Here is a 19,651-nt window from a genome sequence, read left to right on the forward strand (position 1 = left end):
CCATCGTCCTCGCCGCCCTCAAGGCTCGGGTCCTCGCCCAAACCGGCGAGCCTCACGACAAGATCAAGACGACAGGTTAATGATCTGCAAGCCCTTAGGTCAGCGTATGGGCTTCTTCGTCCAACTGCTGGTGCGGGGGCTTTTGCGGGTGAGACGTCGGGTCATCATGGTGATGAGTGCCCAGTTCAGGTGTGCTTCGGAGTGCTGGGGCAGCCGTTCGTAGTCGCGTGCGTTGCGGCGGGCGTTCATGCACCAGCCGATCGTGCGCTCGACCTTCCAGCGGCGGGGCAGGACGACGAAGCCCTTGGTGCCCTTGGGCCGGGAGACGATGCGCAGGGTGAGCCAGAGGCGTTCGCGGGCCCAGTCCACGAGTTCGCCGGCGTAGCCGCGGTCGGCCCAGACCTGGGTGATCTGCGGCTGGGTGAGGCGCAGCCGCCAGAACACGTCGCGGGCGGCATCGCGGCCTTGCATGTCGGCGGGCGTCACCGTGATCATCACCGGCAGGCCGAGCGTGTCCACGGTGATATGTCGCTTGCGTCCGTTGATCTTTTTCGCGGCGTCGTAGCCGCGGCTGTTGCGGCCGACGGTGGAGGCGCCCTTGACCGACTGGGAGTCCACGATCAGCGTCACCGGGTGCGGGCAGCGGCCCTTGCCGGTACGGATCCGGCGCCGCAGCTGGTCACGGATGTAGGTGACGACCCCGGCCCGGTTCCACCTCCAGAAAAACCCGTAGACCGTCTCCCAGGGCGGGAAATCCGCAGGCAGAGCCCGCCACTTCGCGCCGTTGTCGACGATGTAGCGGATGCCGTCGACGATCTCGCGCCGCGGCCACTTCTCCGGGTGCCCGCCGGTCTTGGTCTGGCAGGCCGGGATGGGCAGCAGGGGTTCGAGAAGGGCCCATTCGGCGACGGAGGTGTCGGAGGGGTAGCGGCGGCGACGGGAGGCAGCGGGCATGGCGGGCTCGGCAGAGGTCGGCTGCGAACGGGGGCTATTTGGAGAGCTGGGCAAGGGTGGCGCGGACGCCGGTGAGCTGGGCGGTGGCGAGCTGGGCCCATTCGTCGTCGGGGTAGCGGGCCAGGTGCGGATCGAGCGTGCCCGTGATCACCGGGTCAGCCGGCCGAGGATCTGCCGGAACTGCCGCTTGTCGTACTCGATCCAGTCCGTGGGGTCGTCGGAGAACATGAACCCGTCCCGGCGGGTCCAGGTGATCGGCGTCAGGTTCTCCGCGGCGACGACGTCGCGGACGTGCCGGATGCCCCGGCCGACCTGCGAGCGGGTCAGGCGGGTGGCGGCCATGAGCTGGTAGGTGTGCAGGCCCGCGGGCCTGGCTTCCATCAGGGCGACGCGGACCAGGTCGCCGTAGTGCTCCGCCAGCGGCCGAGCCTCCCGGCGTCGCGGCATGGCCTACTCGCCTTTGAGCAGCTGGACCAGCTGCTCGTCCAGGGTGAATTCGCCGTTGTCGAGGGCTCCTTCGAGCCAGTCCGCCGCCGCGCGGACCCGGCCGATCTGCCGGCGCACGGTCTCGCGTTCGTCCTCGGTGAACTCCTGCCCGCGTAGCTGCGGGACCAGGCGGCCCAGGGTGGCCACGAAGCCGTGGCAGGAGCCGACCAGGTCGAGGTATTCGATGGTGTGCTCGATCGCTCGGGCGGCCGGCGTGCGTTCGCGGATCCGGTCACGGGTCTCGTTGGAGTTGTCGAACTGGGCGCGGTTGACGAGCGTCCGGGTGGTGTCGTCCCGCATCGTCTTCCGGGCGACGGCCGGGCGGCGCAGCAGACCGGTAGTGACCTCCTGCGCGACGGTGTCGTCCCTGGTCCGCTCCGTGACGACCCGGACCTTCTCAGCCGGGGTGACGTGCTCGGTGACCGCCGGCCGCTTCAGCAGGTCGGTGGCGACCTGGGCTGCGACCTCGTCGTCCCGGGTCAGGTCGGCCACGGCCTGGACCTTCTCGTCCACCGTGACCGGCCGGTCGACGCGCTGGCCGACGACCCGCTTCGCGCCGTCCGGCGTCCACTGCCTCACCCCGGTTCGCGGGTTGAACGGCGCGTCCTCGATCGCCGCCCACCGCTCGTCCTCGTCCACGACCGAGGCGAGGATGCGGTGAACGACACGCCCTCCTTTCGGCGCCCCTCCGGCCAGCGGTTGGCGGTGTAACGCCAGTCCTCCACCGTCCGGCGTTCCACGCCGATGTCGTCCGCGAACAGCTGCAACGACTCCGTGACGGTGAACAGGTCGTCCGTGCCGTTCGGCATCGACCCGCCCACCGCCCTCATCGGCTCGATCTCCAACGCCATGTCACCCAGGGCAAATTGAGAGCGGGCGATCTGCGCGATCAGTTCCTTTGCCTGGGTGACGAGCTGCTCGTAACGCTGCCGGGTGACGTTCCCGATCCGGTCGGTCACGTCGGTCATGATGACCACCGCCCTCGCCGGGGTCCGGCCCAGCCACCACGCCGTGACCGGTCAAAGGGGCGCCGACCCCGGTCACTGTCCACCGTGACGCGGGCGCGACACGCCGGGGCAGGGCGTGAACCGGGGGCGCTCGAAGTGCTCGGGAGTCGGTGCCAACTTCCCTGCAAAACATGGGGTGTTCGAGGTGTTCGCGAGGCGTTCGGCTAGGGCGTTTCCGTAACGCCGTTCCGCGACGCCCGCCGCTGACGGCAGGCACGCACCCGGCAACGGTCCGAGCAGTACACCGCAGCCCTCGACCGTTCCACCCCCACCGTCCACGACCGTCCGCAGACCGGGCACTCCGCATGCTCTCCCCGCTGCATCGCCATGACCCGCTGGCGAGTCTGCTGAAGCCTCCGCCACCGCCTTGACCTGCACCGACCCGAACAGAACACCGCCTCCGCCGCCATCGTCTGCGGCAGCGGATCACCGCACTCTCGGCAGTACCGCCGAGCCGTCCCGCCAGCCCCCACACCTCAGATCATCCAGGCGCACGCACCTCACGGCCAGGGATCAAAAACACCTACTCAGGCCCCAGCGCGTCTTGTCGGCCACCCAGTCGGTTGCGTGCCAGCAGCGGTAGCCTTCCGCGGGCAGCAGCCAGGTGGCAGGCTCCTGATCGGCCTTCGAACGGTTCGAAGCGGCCGACACCGCGATCAGAGCCCGCGTGTCTCCCAGGTCGTTGGCGTAGGCCTCACCTTCTTGCGCGCTCCAGGCAAAGGCGCCGGAGTGCCATGCTTCGGCGAGCGGGACCAGATGGTCGATGTCCAGCCCCCGCGTTGCGTCGAACACGCGGTCGTCGTAGGGCGAATACCACTCCCCACCGGTCAGGACACAGTTCGCACGCTGCTCAGGTGCGATGACCGCCTCGGCCTTGAGGAGCTCCTGCCGGGTGTTACTGCCGTCCCGGTCAGCGTCGATCCACTGCCGGATCTTGACATCTCCCGGCCACTCCCACGGCCGCGAACTCCCGCCCCGCACCAGTGGACCGGCCCGCGGCGCCCGGGCGTGAAGAAGGCCGCCGCCCCGGCGTTGGATCCGCGGTTCCCGCACGGCCCGCCCGCAACACCGCGCTGCGGCGGCCATGGGGCCCCAAGTGCCGCTCTGCTTGCGGTCCGCAGCAGGGTTGTTGTCACCGGGCCCCGCTGTCCTTGCATGCCCTCTCACCGCCCCGACCGGCTGGAGGATCCCAAAACGAGGCTGCGCAGGCGACGTTGCGGTGGAGAATGGCAGTCATGACGAACGAGGGCTCCTCCATCGACCCGGCCAAGCCCAGCATCGCCCGCGTCTACGACTACCTGCTCGGCGGCAAGGACAACTACGCCGTGGACCGCGAGATCGGCGACGTGTTCAAGCGCGACCTGCCCGGTTCGGTGGCCATCGCCTTCGCCAACCGCGCGGCCCTGACGCGAGCGGTCAGGGAGATCGCGAAGACCACCGGCATTCGGCAGTTCATCGACCTGGGCAGTGGCCTGCCGACCGCGGACAACGTCCACCAGGTCGCGCAACGGCACGCTCCCGAGTCCCGGGTCGTCTACGTCGACATCGACCCCCAAGTGTTGGTCCACGGCCGCGCACTGCTGGAGAAGAACGACCGGACCCGCGTCGTCGCGGTCGATGTGCGCAACCCCGAAGGCATCCGCACTCACCCCGACACCATCGAGATCATCGACTTCGCTCGTCCCGTCGCCGTCATCCTCAGCGCCATCCTCCACCACGTCAACGATGACGAGGACCCTGCCGGCATCGTCCGCTACTGGCGCGACCACGTCCCCTCCGGAAGCTACTTCTTCGTCAGCCACTTCCGCTCTGGCAACAACCCGGAGACCGCGGAGGCCGAGAAGGTCCTCCAGCAGACGTTCGGCCGCGGCCGGTGGCGCACCGACGCGGAAATCGCCTCCCTGCTGGAAGGCCTGGAAATCCTCGACCCCGGGATCGTCCCCGCGTCCCTGTGGCGTCCCGACGAAACCGACAACGCGTGGGACAGGGGCAAAAGACGAGAGCTCACGGTCTGGGAACACCTCATCGCCGCCGGACTGGCCCGGAAAGCATAGACGGATCCCCGGATGGCGATCGCCGGGCGGTTGCGCCTCTGGCCGCAAGATCGCCGGGGTGGCGCACCGACACGGTATCGACGCCGGCGCCAACTGGCGGGCCGAAACCACCGCTCGAGCGCGTACTGCACCGTCGAAGGCGTTCTCCGTAAGCGTGCCGGTGAATCAACCTGAAACGGCGTCTGTTGTGCACGAGCAGCTGCTGTCGGCGGTCATCGAGGGCGTCGAGGTCACGGATGGCAGTTGGACGATGTGAGCACATACGGCGCTGCCGGCTCGCACTACGACAATTATTTTCCCCGTTTCTGGGCCTTGCTCGTCTTTCGTACGACCTCTCTTGAAAATCACCTGCGGTGACACGCGTCGGCGCGGTTCACGCGGTCTGTTCGCGTGAGGTGATGGTGACGTCCATGCCGAGGGCCGCGAGTTGGGCGATCAGGCGTCGCGTCCGGCGTTCCCTGCCGAGGCGGTTGGTGAGCCGCTGCGCGGTGTTGCGGGCGGGCCGTGCGGGAACCGCGGATCCAGCGCCGGGGCGGCGGCCAGCGGCCGGTCCTTGACCCGGCGCCGCTGCACCGCGCCCTGAACCGGCGCGACGTTGTCCTAGTGCGAGCCGGCAGTCTGGTCCTCAACGCCGTGGTCCTGTGGAACACCCGCTACCTGTACGCCGCTGCCCGACAGCTTCGTGCTGAGGGCCACGATCTCAAGGGTGAGGACGTGGCCCGGCTCTCTCCGCTGAAGGACCGGCACATCAACTCTCTCGGCCGCTATCAGTTCAACCTCGTGGCTAGCGGGCCAGGCAGTGGCCCGCGCCCACTGCGTGACCCGGACGCGACCGAAGACGCGGACGACGAAGGGTAAGACCGGACCGGGAGCACGGTCCCGCGCATGCACCCGCTGGATCCGTGTGCCTGGGCGGTCGTTGAGCTGGCAAGCCCTGCACGAAAAGCGGGGTGATTCGGCGCCCAGTGCTCTCCGGTCACCGGCGCAGATTGGACTTTCGGCAGTGGTCGGACGGCGCCTGATGTCCGTACCGTCACCTCTGTGGACAGCACAATGATCAACCATGAGGTTGCGAACGGAACCGCTGTTTTACGGCGGGCACTTGATCCTGGAACTATTCTCACGGCGGCTACCGCGGTGGCCGCCGGTCTGAGCGTGATGAACCTCTGGTGGGCTGTCCCGACTGCCATCGCCGCGTTCCTGGCAGGACGACGGCCTGGACGGACGGCGCCGACAGCGCTCGCCCTGGTCGCGATTCTCGCGGCCAGTGTGGTGGCCTTTTCCGTCGTTCCTGCTTGGCTCCCCCTGGCCGGCCGCTTTGTGACCGTGGTGGTGGCAGCCACGATGCTGCCGTGGTTCGCGGGCCGGTTCTGGCGCCAGTATCAGCAGCTTGTCCGGGCCGGATGGGAGCGCGCCGATCAGCTGCAACGCGAGCAGCAACTGATCGCTGATCAAGCCCGGCTGCGCGAGCGGGCACGTATCGCCCAGGACATGCATGACGTACTCGGCCATGACCTGAGCCTGATCGCGCTGTCGGCCGGCGCACTCAAACTCGCGCCGGATCTTGAAGAACGCCACCAAAGGGCCGCAGGGGACATCCGAGCCAGAGCCGCGGCCGCGGTGGAGCGTCTCGGCGAGGTGATCGGTGTCCTGCGTGAGGAGACCGACACAACGTCGATGGGCCCCAACGACGCCAGCCTCACGAGTCTGACCTCCGAGGCTTCCGGGGCCGGTCTCACGGTGGAGTTGTGCATCGACGGCGAGGCGGACGACGTGCCGCCCGTGGTCAAACGGGCGGCTCACCGGGTCGTGCAGGAAGCTCTGACCAACGTTGCCAAGCACGCGTCCGGCGCGACCACGACTGTCCACGTGACGCATACGGCAACAGAAACTCAGGTCGTCGTGGAGAACGGCCCGCCGTCGTCCGCGGCCAACCAGCGGCCCCGGCCTCGGAGCGGAGGGCGTGGTCTTGTCGGTCTCGAAGAACGTATGCGGTTGACCGGCGGTTCGTTCGATCACGGCCCGCACGACGGAGGCTACGCGGTCGTCGCGCGTATCCCGCACACACCCTCGCCGCCGTCAACGCCGCTCTCGCCCTCAGCCTCTCGCGGCGACGATTTGCCGCAGGAACATCGCCGCGCTCGGCGCCGGGTCGGCCGGGCGCTGGTCGCCGCGGTCATGGTGCCCCTCGTGACGGGAGCTTTGCTGAGCGGAGCTCTCACGGGTTGGGAGATGCTGTCGGCGTCACGGTCGGTCCTGGACCCACGCGACTATGCCCGCCTGCATGTAGGACAAGATCGTTCCGAGGTGGTGCGTTTCCTGCCGGACCGGCAGACGAACCATCGACCACTGACTGCCGAGCCGACTGGAGACGGCGTAACGTGCGAGTACTACGCGATGACGGCCGACCGGTTCGACGACCGGTCCGGCGACGCCTACCAGCTCTGTTTCCGGAAGGACACCCTGGTGTCCCTGGACACGATCACCCCGTGAGCGCCCGATGATCCGGGTAATGATCGCCGACGATGAGCCGATGATCCGCGCAGGGGTACGCGCCGTTCTTGCCACGGATCCGGATATCGAAGTCGTCGCCGAGGCCGTCGACGGGCACGACGCCGTGGAACTGGTCCAACGCCATCGTCCCGCGGTGGCCGTACTCGATATCCGCATGCCGGGAATCAACGGCATCGACGCCGCCGCGGAAATCCGCAGCACGGTGCCGACCACGAACATCATCATGCTGACGACCTTCGGCGAGGACGACTACATCCTCAAGGCGCTCGGCGGTGGTGCAGCAGGCTTCCTGATCAAGTCGGGCGAACCCGAGGAACTGATCACCGGAGTCCGTGCAGTGGCCGAAGGCGCCGCCTACCTGTCACCGAAAGTCGCGGCCCGGGTCATCGCGCACCTCGCCGCGACGGGCGCGGGCACCCTGGCCGGTCGGCGCTCCGCCGCCCGCCACCGGGTCGCCGCCCTCACCGCCCGGGAAAGAGAGGTACTGGCCTTTCTCGGAAGCGGCCTGTCCAACGGGCAGATCGCCCGGCGGCTCCATGTGGTGGAGGGAACGGTCAAAGCCCACGTGAGTTCCATCCTGGCGAGGCTGGGCGTCGCCAACCGGGCCGCTGCCGCGGTGGTGGCCCACGAGGCCGGGATCATTCCGCCTCAACCTTCCCAGCCGTGATGCCGCCCCCTGGGCAAAGGGCATGAACGCGAGCAGCACCGCCGCCACGACAGCGCCGCCGAGCGTCGCGCCGGCGAGCACATCGTGCGGGTAATGGACCCCCACCAGCACACGCAGCAGCGCGGCAGCCCCAGCCAGCGGCAGCGTGATCGCGGCGAGGCGGGGCCGCAGCACGGCGAGACCGACGGCCAGGCCGGCGGCCAGGGTGGCGTGGTTGCTCGGGAACGACCAGTCCCCCGCTCCGGGGCATTCCGCGACAGATTCGGCGCCTGCGCGTAACGCACGGCAAGGACGCTCCTCGTCCACGACGAGCTTCACCGCTTCGCTCACCGCATAGGCCGCGACGGTGCCGAGACCGGTCAGGACGGATCCGGAGACCTCCCGTGTGTTTTTGCGGCGGATTGCCGTCCACCACATCCAGACCAGCAACATTCCGAGGATCACCAAAGCACCCTCGGTGGCCACTTCCAGGAGAAGGCCCAGCCACGACGGTGCATCCGCCACCGCCCCGGCCACCGACCGGTACGCGGACGCCGAAGCCCCACCCGTGACCTCGACAGCACCAACCTCGCCCAGCCCACCGGGGGCCAGCCAAGTGACGACTCCTGATCCCACGCTCAGGACGGCCAACGCGCCGAGCAGCCGACCGGCTCGGACTTTCATTCGCGGTTCACGTTCCATGGGGCCCGAACGTAGAAGCGGGAACAGCCGGGAACCCGAGCCGAACGGCAACACCGGACCTTGACGATCGTCACGGTTGACAGCTACGAGCACCCTCGTTCCGCGTCACGGGACATCCTGACCTTCAACAAACCTTCGTTTTCTGAAGGTCGCTCTGTGGGGCCGCGCAGACCCCCGCAGAGCCTTCAAAGCCCCTTCAAGAACTGGGTCATTCAACAACCCCGCACCACCGTTTTCCGACATGATCCGGGGCCATGACCGCCCTCGAACCGGCCGAGCCGGGCCTCCTCGTCGCCGAACCACTCGTCCGACGAAACCGCACAGGCTACGTCACAAGATCTCCGGCTGTAGTACGTGGGCCTCGGCTGACGTAGGCGGCGGTTCCGGCGGCGGTGAGTACCGCTGCGACCATGGCCGCGGGTCGGCTGTCGGAGGCCTGTGTCTGCCAGGTCAGCGCCTCCCCCGCGGTGCCCATGCCCGGGAACACCGCCGCGCCGAGCGTCCACCCGAGAGGCAGGAACCACGAGCGAGCGGTGCCGACCGTGGCCGTCCCCAGTGCGGTCAGGCCCAGCAGGCCGGCCGCGTCGCGGACGACACATCCGAACGGCCCGAACCGCGTGCCGGTGAGCAGTGTGGCCAGCAGCAGCATGAGTACGCATCCCAGGGCCGTGGCCAGGTGGGACATCCGCAGCCATCCCCACGGCCTCGCCGCCGTGCGGTCCAGGGCGTCGTCGGGTCCTGAGAGCGTGGTGGTGGCGACGGCTACCAGGAACAGGACCGTCAGGGCGAGTACGGTGCCGCTCACCTCGCCCTTGACGCTGAAGGCCGTCGCCAGCAGCCACGCGATGGCAGTGCCCGCGACGGCCGCGCCGAGCGCCGCCGGCACCTGGCGCGAGCGGACGTAGAGCGTCAGTCCTGTCATCGGGCGCCTCGGCTCAGGAGGTCGGTGGTGTCCTGGCACTTCTGGGCGGCCCGGTAGACGGCGACAACCCGGGCTTCGGCCTCGGCTCGCGGCAGTGCCTGCAGTCCCTTCCAGAGCTTGACGGCGTCCGGGTCATCGAATTCGAGGCCATCGGGACCGGCGGTCGGCTCCCGGTCGAGCAGCCAGTAGGCCGCAGCGGTGGCGGCTGTGAAGTTCCGGTTGTCTCCGCAGCTGAGAGGGCCGGTGAACACTCCGGTGAGCATCGTCGGTTCGAGCCGTCCCGGGTGGGCGAGGTGACCGTGCTTGTCGACCGTGATACGCATCAGCGCGGTGTCGGCCCGCGAGCTCGGTGACGTAGGAGGAGAGAACGTGGAGGTGTCCTCATGTGCCTCGACGATCGATGTTTTCGTCAGGAGTCCCAATGCGTGCCGGGCCTTGGGGGTTACCTCGGGCAGCAACCCTTCGTGCGCCCGGCTGACGCAGACCCGCGGGGTGTCGTCGCTGCACACCAGTTCCTGAGCGACCGGGTCGAGCGTCCCTTGGTCGTAGGCATCGCCGGTCGGCACCACCAGGGCCGTGGCCGTGGCCCCGATGGCCAGCGGCAGCAGCGCGGCGAACGCGAACTTACGGTTTTGGACGGCGAAGAGCACGACGCCGGCCACCGCGACCGCGGCCATCCAGAGTGCCTGGGCAGCGCTGACTCCGCCGTCGACGGTGTCGTAGTCGCTGAACATGCTCATCCCCATGGCCGGGGAGAACGCCGCCGTGAATCCGCCGTCCGGAAGGGCGTGGGGCGCGAGCATCAGTAGCGCGAAGCCGATCACAGCCAGCGCGGGTGCGGTGGCGAGCGCCGGCACCAGGCGTCCGACGGCCAATCCGAGCCAGACCGAGGCGATCATCGCGACCAGCCCGACGGCCACGACGACAAACGCGGCCGGCGGCAGGTAGCGCGCCGTGTCGGCGATCCGCGGTGCCGCCGCGAGGAGCGTGACCAGGTAGGCGAGGAGCACCGCCAGAGCCGTCGTGGCCAGGATCGGCACCATGCGTTGCGATCTCGGGCGGGGCACGGCGGCGAGCAGTTCGGCGACGTTGGCTCGGTGCTCGCGATAGGACTGCCAGGCGCCGGCGGCCATCGCAAGGGGCGAGAGAACCGCGAGGTATTCGCGCTGCGTCATGGCCAGCGCCATCCACCCCGTGGACCATCGCCCCGCGGTGGCGTGGAGGACGATCGTGCCGGCGACGGCGATCAGGAGCGCGGCGCCGAGGGCGGCCGAGCGCCGGAGCTCGATGCCGAGGATGCGGTTCATGCGTTGCTCCGGTGCTGGCGCAGGAGTGCGGAGTAGCCGCGCTCCGCAGGGCTGTCGCCCGCGTCGCCCTGCCCACCGCGGGCGATCAGGTCGTCGGGGGTGCCCTGGAAGAGGAGTCGGCCTTCGTTCATGAGGATGACGTCGGTGCAGGCAGCGACGACGTCCTCGACGAGGTGGGTGGAGACCAGGACACAGCTGTCGGCGCCGAGGTCACGCAGCAGGTCGCGGAAGTCGAGACGTTGTTCGGGGTCGAGTCCGACGGTGGGCTCGTCGAGCAGTAGCAGTTCGGGGTCGTTCACGATGGCCTGGGCGATGCCGGCCCGGCGCAGCATGCCGCCGGACAGCGTCTTCATCTTGGCGTCGGCCTTGGTGGTGAGACCCACCCGATCGATCGCGCGTTGTACGGCGTCGGGTATCGCGGTTTTGGGCATTTCCTTGAGCCAGGCCATGTACGCGATGAACTCGCGGACGGTGAACCGCGGGTAGAAGCCGAACTGCTGCGGCAGATACCCCAGTTTGCGACGCACCTCGCGCAGGTCGGCACGGCCGTCCACCTGCGCGCCGAGCAGCGTCAATGAGCCGCTGGCGGGCTTGACGACGGTGGACAGCGCGCGCATCAGCGTGGTCTTGCCGGCGCCGTTCGGGCCGAGCACACCGTGCACGCCGGCAGTCAGCGTCAAGTCGAGTCCGTCGACGGCCAGGTGCCGCTGGGCCCGGACACGCAGTTCCTTTGCGTGGACGAGCCAAGGATGAAGGGTGGGAGCCGTTTCGGCAGCGCGCACCGCTCGCATGGTCTCTCCTGTTGATCTTGTTGATGGGGGGTCAGTTGCCACTGGTCAGGCGGCGGAAGTGGGTGGCGGCGAGCGGTGTGACCGCGGCAAGGGCCACGGTGGCCACCACCCAGTCGGCGGTGCTGCCCGGCTGCAGTACCGGGGACAGGGACTGGGCCGCCACACTCGGCAGCAGGACTGCCGCGGACCAGACCACCGCGAGTCCGATCGCCGCGCGCCGTACGCCGATGAGGGCGCCGAGCACGAGGGTGGCCCCCGTGAACGCCAGGCACGGCAGCAGGGTGAGGGCCAGCGAGGTTCCGGTGCTCACACCCGCCACCAGCAATGCCGGAAGCACGACGACGAGCACCGCGAGCGTCCGCCGCAGCACCATGGCCAGGCCGGCTGCCGGTGTGGTGGCGATCAGTTCCCAGGCGGGGTCGATCCGCCGGCTCCAGGCCACCGCGACGCCGGGCAGCGGAGCCACCGGGGCCAGCAGCAGAACGAGCGACGGCAGGCTCGGCTCGGCGGAGTCCAGGAGTACGCCACAGCCCAGCACCGCGACGGTCACCGCGAGCCAGGGCAGCAGCGTCCACGCGAGCCAGCGTCGGTGCACGGCCGCTGCTGGTGTGCGTTGCCGGGTCGGCGACGGGCTCGCTTCGATCGCCTGGCCGAGCGAGACGGCGACACGGTCGAGCAGATCCGTCGTGGCAGGGGTGGCCTTGGCGGCAAGTGACTCACGGCAGTTGGCGCACGCGTCGAGATGGACCTCGATCGACCAGAGCGCGGCGTCGTCGAGTCCGTGCCCGCCGTCCGCGTAGCGGGCCAGGACCGTGGCGGTGGGATGAGTCATGAGAGCGCCTCCCGCAACGCGATCCGAGCCCGCCGCGCGCGGGTTTTCACCGTGCCCTCCGGCATACCGAGCAGCACCGCCGTCTGACGGACCGACAGGTCGTCGAGCACCATCGCCTGCAGCACCTGCCGCAACTCCGGTGGCAGCCGCAGCAGCGCCTGTTCGAAGTTCTGGTCGACGCGGTTCGCCATCACCTCGTCCTCGGCGGCCGGCGCGGTCGTGTCGAGCAGGGCAACGGTCGGCACCCGCTCCTGCCGGGCGCGTCGGCGGAACGCGTCGACAAGACGGTTCGCGGCGATCGTCCAGAGCCAGCCGACCGCACTGCCCTCGGTCACGGAGCCCGCATAGCTGCCGGCCGCACGCCAGACCGCCAGGTAGGTCTCCTGGAGCACGTCGGCGACGACGTCGTCGTCGGCGCAGCGGCGGCGGAGCCGCACCGCCAACCAGGGCGAAGTACGCCGATACAACTCGTCGAACGCTGCCCGGTCACCACCGGCGACGCGACGCACGAGTTCTGCCTCGTCGAGGTCTGCCATACCTTTCACGATCAGGGAGACGAAACGACCGTCCATTCAGGTTCTCGGACGCTCCGGCGGCTCCCGAAAGCAACAGCGCTTTACGCCGAGCGCGAGGTCGTCCAACTCACCGGCCGGCCCGAATCGCACCGTGGGCAGTTGCCCCGGATCGCCTCGCGTACGCGGGCCCCGCGCTCGCCGGCGTCGTTACCGGGGGCCAAGTCGGCCCTCACCGTGCAGGGCTCGCCGAGTTCGCCGGAGTCGTCGGCCTCGACGACAGCGCCCTCGACGTCGACCCGGCCGTGATCACCGGTTACAAGGCCGCCCGGAACCGCCCATCCTCCGGGATGTGGAGTGCTGAAGACCTCGTCCGGGAGCCCCGGTTCAAGCGTGTGCCGGGCCGGCCTGATGGCATTCCCGGGCGACGCCTTGCGGGCGCTGCCGGCGTACACGTCGAAGTGCCCGCCCCGCCTTGGCAGGCGAAGCCGGGCGCGTCGTCCTAGACCTCCGACGGTATGGCTGGCGCGGGAAGGTCGAGAACACGGGCGAGGGCGGCTGTGACGGGAGCGCAGTGGCCGGGCAGGTGCCTGGAGGCCCAATCGGCTGCCAGCGTGAGGAAGTCGGCCAGGTCGCGCTCGGCACCGGCCAGCAGGTTGCGGAGCTCGGCGACGGACAGCTCGATCACCGGACTGTCGCTCTGCTCGGTGTTGACAGTGAGCCGGACGCTGTCGCCGAAGCGCTCCGCGACCGGTGACACGGGATCGTGGCCGAAACCGAGCAGGCCTCCGGCGTCGATGAACTGGTGCCAGTCGCGCCAGTCCTCCAGTCCATCACAGCAGCCAGGCAGGAAGGTGACGCCTGTGGAGTTGTCGGTGACCCGCAGGCCGCGGCGGCGAAGAGGTTGTCGAATGTCAGCAGTCCGTGAAGGAACGAGTCAAGTGCGTCGGCCGGACGAGGCGGGCAGTCGCCGTCGGGGCCCATGTCATTGCAGCCGGCGATGCGCATCACCGCCGCCCCGACCTCAGCGGGTGAGAGCTCACCACTGAGAGGCAGAAAGCCGAACGACCCGACCTCGGCGACAGGCCAGAGGTCGAAGCCGTCAGGTGCGTACCTCTCCAGGACGGGCCGCATCACGATCACCCGCGAAGTGTTCCGCATCCCCGCCCGTATCGCCTCCCGATTACGCCGAGCACCCAGCGGGTGTGGTCGGCGGCCGGCGTGGTCCGGATCGCCGCCCCTACCTGTGAGTTGATGGTGGCGTGTCCGGCCCACGGGCGCGATTCGGCGCGGGTGCACAGCCGGTACTCCCGCACGCCGGCCGACGTTGCTGCTGGTGGCCGGCCGGTGCTGACAGGTCTGACGGTTCGGCGGTTGTTCTGTGACGGTCCGGCCTGCGGCCGGCGGACGCTTGCCGAGCAGGTGGATGGGCTGACCTTGCGCTACCCGCGCCGTAGTCCGCTGCTGCAGCATCTGGTGCAGATGGCCGGGTGTTGCTCGCCCGCCGTGGCGGAGCCCGGCTCCCGCACATTCTGAAGGCGCCGCCGTCGCGGACGAGTGTGCTGTTCCAGCTGATGCGCATACGGCTGCCCTCGGTCGCGACACCGCGGGTGCTGGGCGTGGATGACTTCGCGCTGTACGCAGACGTCTACGGCACGCTGCTCGTGGACGCGGACACGCGGCTGCCGATCGAGGTGGCGGCCGGGCGCGATGCGGAGCAGTTGGCCGCCTTGAGCTTGACCACGGACTCGCGTGGTCGGCGCTCCACCTCGGGGACCTGCTGCGCTTCGGTGCCTACCCGCTCATAGAGTCTGTAGGGACGGCTCTCTGGTCTACCGGGAGGGCATCACCGACGGGAACCCCCTGCGTGCCAGGACGTCGGGCGGCGGTCACGCCACCGCGTTCAACAGTCCGGCGAGGATGCCGGGCCGTTCCAGCGCGATGAAGTGGCCCGCTCCCGGCACCTGCGTGAACTCGGCGGCAGGCAGCAGTTCCTTGTCGGCCTGCCGGTCCGAGGGCCGGGACCAGTCCCTCTCCCCGTAGAGGAGGTGGACGGGTGCCTTGACCTCGGGGTAGCGCGAGCGGGCGGCGATGAGACTGGGCAGGCTCTGGTACACGGCCCTGGCGACGGTCGGGTAGCCGGGGCGGCTGCCCACCTGGAGGAGCTCGTCGACGTAGTCTGCCCGCAGAGCGGCCTTGTCGCCCAGCCCGCCCTGAAGGATCCTGCGAAGGGCCGGCTTGGGCTCCACCCCGGCGATCACCGGGCCCACCCCCGGAGTGAGAACGCCGGTGACCACCACACGGGCGAGGAGACTGGACCGGGCGATCCCGCCGGGGAAGTCGTACGTGTTCACCGCGACGACGCGCCGTACCCGCTCCGGCAGATCGGCCGCGGTGGTCAGGGCGAGAACCGCCCCCATGGACTCCCCCATCAGGGTCACGTCATGGAGGTCGAGTTCGGTGAGGAGCCGCTTGACGCCCGCGCGCATGGCCGGCTCGTCGTACGACGCGCCGGGCACGATCTCGGAGTAGCCCATCCCCGGCAGGTCGAGGGCGTACACGGTGTACCGGTCCGAGATCAGGGGGATGAGGGAGCGGAAGTGCTCGGCCTGGGTGCGCACGGTGTGCAGCAGGACCACGGGAGCGCCGGTGCCCGCTTTGAGGTAGCGCAGGGTTCCCTCGTCGCTGCGGTGTCCTGTGCGCGGGACGATGATGTGGCTGGTGGTCCCCGGAATGTGAATCGTGGGACGTGGCTCTGGGCTGGGCATCTTGTCAGCTTCCCTTTGTGTGAACTGCTGCGGACAGGTGATTCGGACCGGGACCGCTCGAAGGGGGGTGACCACGCACCGACCCTTGGACTCGCCGAGAAACCGACCGGTTTCGGTCATCGTAAACCGATCGGTTTCCGCACGCAAGGCTGAGTTTGCCATCCGCAGCAACAGGGTCAGCGCACAAGAGAGACGCGAAGGCGTCATCCGCGCAACGTTCGCCGAGTTCGCACCCAAGGGCCGCTACGGCACCTCCAAGCGCTCCAGATGCAGGTGTACGGCTACACCGCCACCGCAGCCACCGAGGCCCAGGGCGACACGTGCCGCGACGAGCATGTCGACGCTGATGGCCGCGCCGCCGACGACGGATGCGCCCGCGAAACCGAGATCGGTTTCCATAGCGGCAAGTGAGCGGGGAGCCGCTGACCTGTGAGTGATCCGAAAACACGCACGCCCCCGCCGGCCGCCGTTCTCTGCGCCCCACGAGCGCCAAGATGGCCCAACTCCGCGTTGTTATCTGGGCATATGGCCGAAGCGGCCCGTCGATCGCGCGGGTTCAACCCGTTACGAAGACTCCGGCGCTGACCGACGCGCGTTTGCCGGGTCGCGGGTGACGGCCGGGCGCCGGTTTCCGGGTGACGGCCGGGCGCCGGTGGAGGGGAGTTGGGCCTCCGGTCATGCAGGCCGCCTGCGACCTGCGTCCGTCCCGGCCGACCGTGATGGGCGTCTTCCGTGCCCAGGATCGCGAGGTCGTCGAGGCGCCACTGCACGAGACGCTTGCCACTCGGAAACCGAGCGGTATACCCTGCTTGAAACCGATCGGTTTCTCAAAGGGGTCTCAATCGTCGGGCTGATGCAGAGATCAGCCTTGAACGCACCGCGCCCATCGCGCACTGATCACCTACGCAACAACCCTCCGGAGTCGTGTTCCATGTCTTCTCACACCACCTCCAGTATCTTCGTGATCGGCGGTACGGGGGCTCAAGGGATGCCCATCGTCCGCTCCCTTGTCGCCGACAAGAAATACTCCGTCCGGGTTCTCACCCGCGATTCCAGCTCCCCCCGAGCACAAGCGCTCCTCGCGCTCGGCAACGTCTCCCTCCTCGAAGGGTCGTTCGCCGACGAGGACGTGCTGCGGGAGGGGTTCCGCGGCTGTGACGGAGTATTCATCAACATCGACGGGTTCAACACCGGCGAGAAAACGGAGACCTACTGGGCGATCCGCAGTTACGAGATAGCGATTGAAGAAGGAATCAGGTTCTTCGTTTACGGAAATCTCGACTACACCCTCAAGAAGTCCGGCTACGACTCGAGGTTCCGCACCGGCCATTATGACGGTAAAGGCCGCATGGCCGAATGGGTGTTGTTTCAAAATGAAAAGAACAGGGACCGGATGGGTGCAGCGGTCTTCACGTCAGGTCCGTACATTGAGATGGTGATCTCACCGCTCACGCCCATGACGCCCACCATTGAGGACGGAGTCGTCACGTGGCGAGTACCTCTCGGCGAAGGAGCTGTTCCTCACGTGGCTCTCGTGGACTGCGGATTCTATGTTCGCTGGCTCTTCGACCATCCGGAGCGCGCGAATGGCATGGACCTCGAAGTCGCCATCGAACACATGACCTATGCCGACATGGCTGCGGCGTTCGAGAAGGTCACCGGGCATCCGGCACAGTACATCGACACTGATCTGGACACATATTGGAACGCCTCGGACGTGAGGGGAATTGCCGATCAGCCTGCCGGTTACAACGCCGATCCCAACGATAAGAGCACCATGAGCTTCCGGGACAATTTCACTGGCTTCTGGAATACGTGGAAGCACGGAATCATCACCCGAGATTACGCCCTGCTCGACGAAATCCACCCCAACAGGATCAGAAGTGCCGAGGAGTGGTTCCGTCGGGAGGACCAGTTGGGGAGGGAACTCGGTAAAGGTAGCCTCTGGGAGAGGGTCCAACCGGAGAACTGGAGCCTCGACTCTGCGGTCCTCAAGAGCAGTGCAGATATGAGGACGGGCAAGTTGTGAACGGGTGCGCGGTATGGCGGCTCGGTAGACGCTGAGCGATGAATGCATGTCCGCGATCTTCGCCGGGAGTTATTGGCCGACCTCGGCCTGGAATGGGCGACGGCGTCGACAATCGCGGCGAAGAAGTGTGCGGGGAAGCATTCACTGAAGCCTTCTCAGTAACATCTCGTGACGGTTTGTGATCTTCGTTCAGGTAGTGCGGCCGTGTTCCATCTGGAGCAGGACGAGGGCGGCTCGGGCGATCCGGGTGATGCTGCCAGGGTCGAGGCTGACCCGGCGGAGAGCCTTGAACGTGACTTTGAGTAGGGCATTCGCACGCTCGGCGACATAGTGGGTGCCACGGGTCACCTTGTTGAATGCCTCTTGTTCGAGGCCGAGTTCGCGGCCCTGCAGTTTCTTGACCGGGTGGCGGAAGCCCTCGCCGGCGTTCTCGTAGCCGAGGTCGGTCAGGGTCGGGATACCGAGGGTGGCGGCGAGTCGGTTCAGTGCGGTGATCAGGCCGTGGGTGCGGGGCAGGTGGTGTCGTGTTCGCGGCCGGGGCGGACCGGGGACACCCAGACCGGCCAGCCGTCGATGGCGGAGATGACCTGAACGTTCCCGCCATGGTGCTTGTGTTTCCCGGACCACCACACGTCGGCCCCATTGGGGCCGGGGGCGGCGACGCGGTCGGTGCGGATGACGGTGCCGTCCAGGTTGAGGTGGGTGTATCCGGCGGCGGCTGCCCGCTCCAGCGCGGTGGACAGGTCCGGGGCGTGGTCGGCGAGCACGGTCAGCCCCTCGTGCAGATAGCGGTAGGCGGTGGGCACCGAGATCTGGTTGTCCCGGGCGAGTTGGGCCAACCGGGTCCCGTCGACGAACCACCGCAGGACGAGGATGCCCTGCTTGAAGACGGGAAGACCCCAATGATTCCCAGCTCGTACGAGCTGGCCACCAGACCGGTGGCACTGGCCTTCCTCTCAGAGAGGTGGCTGCTGAGTAGATCCTCTGCGAGCGCGGTATTGACCGGTCAATTATCTGATTGTACGGTCTAGTGGACGGCGCTGGTCGCCGTGCAGATCAGACGGGAGACCGACATGACGAATCAGGCAAGGGCCCAGACCCTGGCGCTCGACTACCGGCTGAAAGAATCTCCACCGTGGGAACGGCGCCGGCCGTTACGGGGCCCAGCGTGTTTCAGCGAATCGGTGAAGGCAGGGCCGATCGCCCGTCATCGGCGGTCCGGAAGGCTCCAGGCGCAGGCGCGCCCGTACCGTCGTCGGCTCGGCTCCGGGGTCACCGTCGAACCCGCCCGGCACCGCGCGGGACAGGTCGGGACCAGCACCCCGCCCATGAGGCTCGGACGCTGAAGACTGGGCTGGTCAGCTCGCTCTTACCAGTCAATCGAGTGAATGTACGGTCTAACCATGACCGTGCCACTCTATGTACAGATCAGGCGAGAGTTCGAAGCGAAGATCCAGTCCGGGGCCCTCCCGCCTGGCTCGCGTCTGCCAAGCGAGATGGATATCTCCGCCGAGTACGGCGTCAGTCGTGCCACGGCCCAACGGGTCCTCAATGACCTGGCCGAGGCGGGGCTGGCAATCCGCCAGCGGCGCCACGGATCGTTCGTCGCGGACGTGACGCGGCAGATCAATCTGCTCAACTTCGTCACCCCTGCGGCAGCCGCAAAGGGCGCGCCGGGCAGACACGAAGTGGTTTCCGCGCGGATCGTCAGGGCCGCCGACGCCATCCTGACCCTCTCTGGCGCCTCCGCCGACACGGCCGTAGTGGAACTGGTCCGCCGCAAACTGAACGTACGCGAGGAGCCGCAGTCGGTGGAGCGGCACGTCGTGCTCTTCGCGGCCGCCCCCGACCTGCTGAACGAGAACCTCGAAGACCTCGTCACCCTCCCGTATCTGCAGCGCAGAGGAGTACCGATCGACTCGATCCGGCTCTACCTCGACCCGGTGGCCCTCGACGAGCACGATGCCGCATTGCTGCACAGCGAGACCGGAACGCCCGCGCTGATGAGGCGCAGGGAGTTGCGTGCCGATGACGGCAGCACCGTCGAGGTGGTGACGACCCTCGTCCGTCCGGGAACCGCCGAGTTCTTCCTGGAGCTTCCCGTCCCCGCCATGTGAGCAGCGTGCC

19 protein-coding genes and 4 pseudogenes are annotated in these 19,651 nt (G+C 68.3%); 8 read left to right on the plus strand and 15 right to left on the minus strand.

The genetic code is table 11. The features are described 5' to 3' along the window. Positions 1 to 99: 99 nt before the first annotated feature. The 5 genes and pseudogenes from ACIBK3_RS15025 to ACIBK3_RS15045 form a co-directional block, all read right to left on the minus strand. Positions 100 to 954, minus strand: coding sequence for an IS5 family transposase (locus ACIBK3_RS15025; RefSeq protein WP_399365616.1), 855 nt, complete (start codon positions 952 to 954; stop codon positions 100 to 102). A 147-nt stretch (positions 955 to 1,101) separates the two neighbouring features. Beyond that, the gene (locus ACIBK3_RS15030; RefSeq protein WP_399365618.1) at positions 1,102 to 1,401 is read right to left on the minus strand and encodes a hypothetical protein; all 300 of its coding nucleotides are present in this window, start codon (positions 1,399 to 1,401) and stop codon (positions 1,102 to 1,104) included. A gap of 3 nt (positions 1,402 to 1,404) precedes the next feature. Next, the gene (locus tag ACIBK3_RS15035) at positions 1,405 to 2,079 is read right to left on the minus strand and encodes a DUF6192 family protein (RefSeq protein WP_399365620.1); all 675 of its coding nucleotides are present in this window, start codon (positions 2,077 to 2,079) and stop codon (positions 1,405 to 1,407) included. Then, entirely contained in the window at positions 2,016 to 2,408 is a 393-nt protein-coding gene (locus tag ACIBK3_RS15040; RefSeq protein ID WP_399365622.1) for a hypothetical protein, read from the minus strand. The genes ACIBK3_RS15035 and ACIBK3_RS15040 overlap by 64 nt, the downstream gene beginning before the upstream one ends. A 564-nt stretch (positions 2,409 to 2,972) precedes the next feature. Then, positions 2,973 to 3,383, minus strand: a pseudogene (locus ACIBK3_RS15045) (HNH endonuclease family protein); the annotation flags it as partial. Between the two features lie 290 nt (positions 3,384 to 3,673). On the opposite strand from ACIBK3_RS15045, the gene ACIBK3_RS15050 reads away from it, so the two are divergent. The 5 genes and pseudogenes from ACIBK3_RS15050 (at position 3,674) to ACIBK3_RS15070 (ending at position 7,682) form a co-directional block, all read left to right on the plus strand. Further along, complete coding sequence (locus ACIBK3_RS15050; protein WP_399365623.1) at positions 3,674 to 4,501, plus strand: SAM-dependent methyltransferase; 828 nt, start codon at positions 3,674 to 3,676, stop codon at positions 4,499 to 4,501. Positions 4,502 to 4,559: 58 nt separating this feature from the next. After that, positions 4,560 to 4,757: a hypothetical protein gene (locus ACIBK3_RS15055; protein ID WP_399365625.1), complete on the plus strand. Its 198-nt coding sequence runs from the start codon at positions 4,560 to 4,562 to the stop codon at positions 4,755 to 4,757. A gap of 362 nt (positions 4,758 to 5,119) precedes the next feature. Further along, positions 5,120 to 5,359, plus strand: a pseudogene (locus ACIBK3_RS15060) (Tn3 family transposase); the annotation flags it as partial. A gap of 195 nt (positions 5,360 to 5,554) precedes the next feature. Then, positions 5,555 to 6,994: a sensor histidine kinase gene (locus ACIBK3_RS15065; protein ID WP_399366799.1), complete on the plus strand. Its 1,440-nt coding sequence runs from the start codon at positions 5,555 to 5,557 to the stop codon at positions 6,992 to 6,994. A 7-nt stretch (positions 6,995 to 7,001) separates the two neighbouring features. Further along, positions 7,002 to 7,682, plus strand: coding sequence for a response regulator (locus ACIBK3_RS15070; RefSeq protein WP_399365627.1), 681 nt, complete (start codon positions 7,002 to 7,004; stop codon positions 7,680 to 7,682). Between the two features lie 39 nt (positions 7,683 to 7,721). Here the strand turns inward: ACIBK3_RS15070 and ACIBK3_RS15075 are convergent. The 7 genes and pseudogenes from ACIBK3_RS15075 to ACIBK3_RS15105 all read right to left on the minus strand — a co-directional run. Next, positions 7,722 to 8,363: pseudogene (locus ACIBK3_RS15075) on the minus strand (phosphatase PAP2 family protein); the annotation flags it as partial. 325 nt (positions 8,364 to 8,688) lie between these two features. Beyond that, positions 8,689 to 9,285 carry a hypothetical protein gene (locus ACIBK3_RS15080; RefSeq protein ID WP_399365628.1) on the minus strand — a complete coding sequence of 199 codons (597 nt, stop codon included), beginning with the start codon at positions 9,283 to 9,285 and terminating at the stop codon, positions 8,689 to 8,691. Then, entirely contained in the window at positions 9,282 to 10,592 is a 1,311-nt protein-coding gene (locus ACIBK3_RS15085) for a hypothetical protein (RefSeq protein ID WP_399365630.1), read from the minus strand. Before ACIBK3_RS15085 ends, ACIBK3_RS15080 begins: the two co-directional genes overlap by 4 nt. Then, positions 10,589 to 11,383 (minus strand): ABC transporter ATP-binding protein, encoded by a 795-nt coding sequence (locus ACIBK3_RS15090; protein WP_399365632.1) that lies wholly within the window; start codon positions 11,381 to 11,383, stop codon positions 10,589 to 10,591. Before ACIBK3_RS15090 ends, ACIBK3_RS15085 begins: the two co-directional genes overlap by 4 nt. A gap of 31 nt (positions 11,384 to 11,414) precedes the next feature. After that, on the minus strand, positions 11,415 to 12,215 hold the full coding sequence (locus tag ACIBK3_RS15095; RefSeq protein WP_399365634.1) for a hypothetical protein: 801 nt from the start codon (positions 12,213 to 12,215) through the stop codon (positions 11,415 to 11,417). Continuing rightward, positions 12,212 to 12,751 (minus strand): RNA polymerase sigma factor, encoded by a 540-nt coding sequence (locus ACIBK3_RS15100; protein ID WP_399365636.1) that lies wholly within the window; start codon positions 12,749 to 12,751, stop codon positions 12,212 to 12,214. The genes ACIBK3_RS15095 and ACIBK3_RS15100 overlap by 4 nt, the downstream gene beginning before the upstream one ends. 478 nt (positions 12,752 to 13,229) lie before the next feature. After that, positions 13,230 to 13,487, minus strand: a complete 258-nt coding sequence (locus ACIBK3_RS15105) for a hypothetical protein (protein ID WP_399365637.1) — start codon at positions 13,485 to 13,487, stop codon at positions 13,230 to 13,232. 733 nt (positions 13,488 to 14,220) lie between these two features. Between ACIBK3_RS15105 and ACIBK3_RS15110 the strand changes: the two genes are divergently transcribed. Beyond that, a complete protein-coding gene (locus tag ACIBK3_RS15110) occupies positions 14,221 to 14,535 on the plus strand; it encodes a hypothetical protein (RefSeq protein ID WP_399365639.1) in 315 nt (104 codons plus the stop codon). Positions 14,536 to 14,616: 81 nt separating this feature from the next. Here ACIBK3_RS15110 and ACIBK3_RS15115 read toward each other — a convergent pair whose 3' ends face one another. Together ACIBK3_RS15115 and ACIBK3_RS15120 are read right to left on the minus strand one after the other, a co-directional pair. Continuing rightward, positions 14,617 to 15,495: an alpha/beta fold hydrolase gene (locus ACIBK3_RS15115; protein ID WP_399365641.1), complete on the minus strand. Its 879-nt coding sequence runs from the start codon at positions 15,493 to 15,495 to the stop codon at positions 14,617 to 14,619. 243 nt (positions 15,496 to 15,738) lie between these two features. Beyond that, positions 15,739 to 15,894 carry a hypothetical protein gene (locus ACIBK3_RS15120; protein ID WP_399365643.1) on the minus strand — a complete coding sequence of 52 codons (156 nt, stop codon included), beginning with the start codon at positions 15,892 to 15,894 and terminating at the stop codon, positions 15,739 to 15,741. Between the two features lie 532 nt (positions 15,895 to 16,426). Here ACIBK3_RS15120 and ACIBK3_RS15125 point away from each other — a divergent pair. Continuing rightward, on the plus strand, positions 16,427 to 17,524 hold the full coding sequence (locus ACIBK3_RS15125) for an NmrA family NAD(P)-binding protein (RefSeq protein WP_399365645.1): 1,098 nt from the start codon (positions 16,427 to 16,429) through the stop codon (positions 17,522 to 17,524). Between the two features lie 189 nt (positions 17,525 to 17,713). Here ACIBK3_RS15125 and ACIBK3_RS15130 read toward each other — a convergent pair. Continuing rightward, positions 17,714 to 18,420: pseudogene (locus tag ACIBK3_RS15130) on the minus strand (transposase family protein); the annotation flags it as partial. A gap of 507 nt (positions 18,421 to 18,927) precedes the next feature. Here ACIBK3_RS15130 and ACIBK3_RS15135 point away from each other — a divergent pair. Continuing rightward, positions 18,928 to 19,641 (plus strand): GntR family transcriptional regulator, encoded by a 714-nt coding sequence (locus ACIBK3_RS15135; protein ID WP_399365647.1) that lies wholly within the window; start codon positions 18,928 to 18,930, stop codon positions 19,639 to 19,641. The last annotated feature ends 10 nt before the right edge of the window (positions 19,642 to 19,651 follow it).

This window comes from Streptomyces sp. NPDC050287 (assembly GCF_044459385.1).
Lineage (GTDB): Bacteria > Actinomycetota > Actinomycetes > Streptomycetales > Streptomycetaceae > Streptomyces.

What these genes read in the sequence shown, in the direction of transcription:
- ACIBK3_RS15025 (WP_399365616.1), bottom strand. Translation starts at nt 954, where the DNA reads ATGCCCGCTGCCTCCCGTCGCCGCCGCTACCCCTCCGACACCTCCGTC.
- ACIBK3_RS15030 (WP_399365618.1), bottom strand. Translation starts at nt 1,401, where the DNA reads ATGCCGCGACGCCGGGAGGCTCGGCCGCTGGCGGAGCACTACGGCGAC.
- ACIBK3_RS15040 (WP_399365622.1), bottom strand. Translation starts at nt 2,408, where the DNA reads ATGACCGACGTGACCGACCGGATCGGGAACGTCACCCGGCAGCGTTAC.
- ACIBK3_RS15050 (WP_399365623.1), top strand. Translation starts at nt 3,674, where the DNA reads ATGGCAGTCATGACGAACGAGGGCTCCTCCATCGACCCGGCCAAGCCC.
- ACIBK3_RS15065 (WP_399366799.1), top strand. Translation starts at nt 5,555, where the DNA reads ATGATCAACCATGAGGTTGCGAACGGAACCGCTGTTTTACGGCGGGCA.
- ACIBK3_RS15070 (WP_399365627.1), top strand. Translation starts at nt 7,002, where the DNA reads ATGATCCGGGTAATGATCGCCGACGATGAGCCGATGATCCGCGCAGGG.
- ACIBK3_RS15080 (WP_399365628.1), bottom strand. Translation starts at nt 9,285, where the DNA reads ATGACAGGACTGACGCTCTACGTCCGCTCGCGCCAGGTGCCGGCGGCG.
- ACIBK3_RS15085 (WP_399365630.1), bottom strand. Translation starts at nt 10,592, where the DNA reads ATGAACCGCATCCTCGGCATCGAGCTCCGGCGCTCGGCCGCCCTCGGC.
- ACIBK3_RS15090 (WP_399365632.1), bottom strand. Translation starts at nt 11,383, where the DNA reads ATGCGAGCGGTGCGCGCTGCCGAAACGGCTCCCACCCTTCATCCTTGG.
- ACIBK3_RS15095 (WP_399365634.1), bottom strand. Translation starts at nt 12,215, where the DNA reads ATGACTCATCCCACCGCCACGGTCCTGGCCCGCTACGCGGACGGCGGG.
- ACIBK3_RS15100 (WP_399365636.1), bottom strand. Translation starts at nt 12,751, where the DNA reads ATGGCAGACCTCGACGAGGCAGAACTCGTGCGTCGCGTCGCCGGTGGT.
- ACIBK3_RS15115 (WP_399365641.1), bottom strand. Translation starts at nt 15,495, where the DNA reads ATGCCCAGCCCAGAGCCACGTCCCACGATTCACATTCCGGGGACCACC.
- ACIBK3_RS15120 (WP_399365643.1), bottom strand. Translation starts at nt 15,894, where the DNA reads ATGGAAACCGATCTCGGTTTCGCGGGCGCATCCGTCGTCGGCGGCGCG.
- ACIBK3_RS15125 (WP_399365645.1), top strand. Translation starts at nt 16,427, where the DNA reads ATGTCTTCTCACACCACCTCCAGTATCTTCGTGATCGGCGGTACGGGG.
- ACIBK3_RS15135 (WP_399365647.1), top strand. Translation starts at nt 18,928, where the DNA reads ATGACCGTGCCACTCTATGTACAGATCAGGCGAGAGTTCGAAGCGAAG.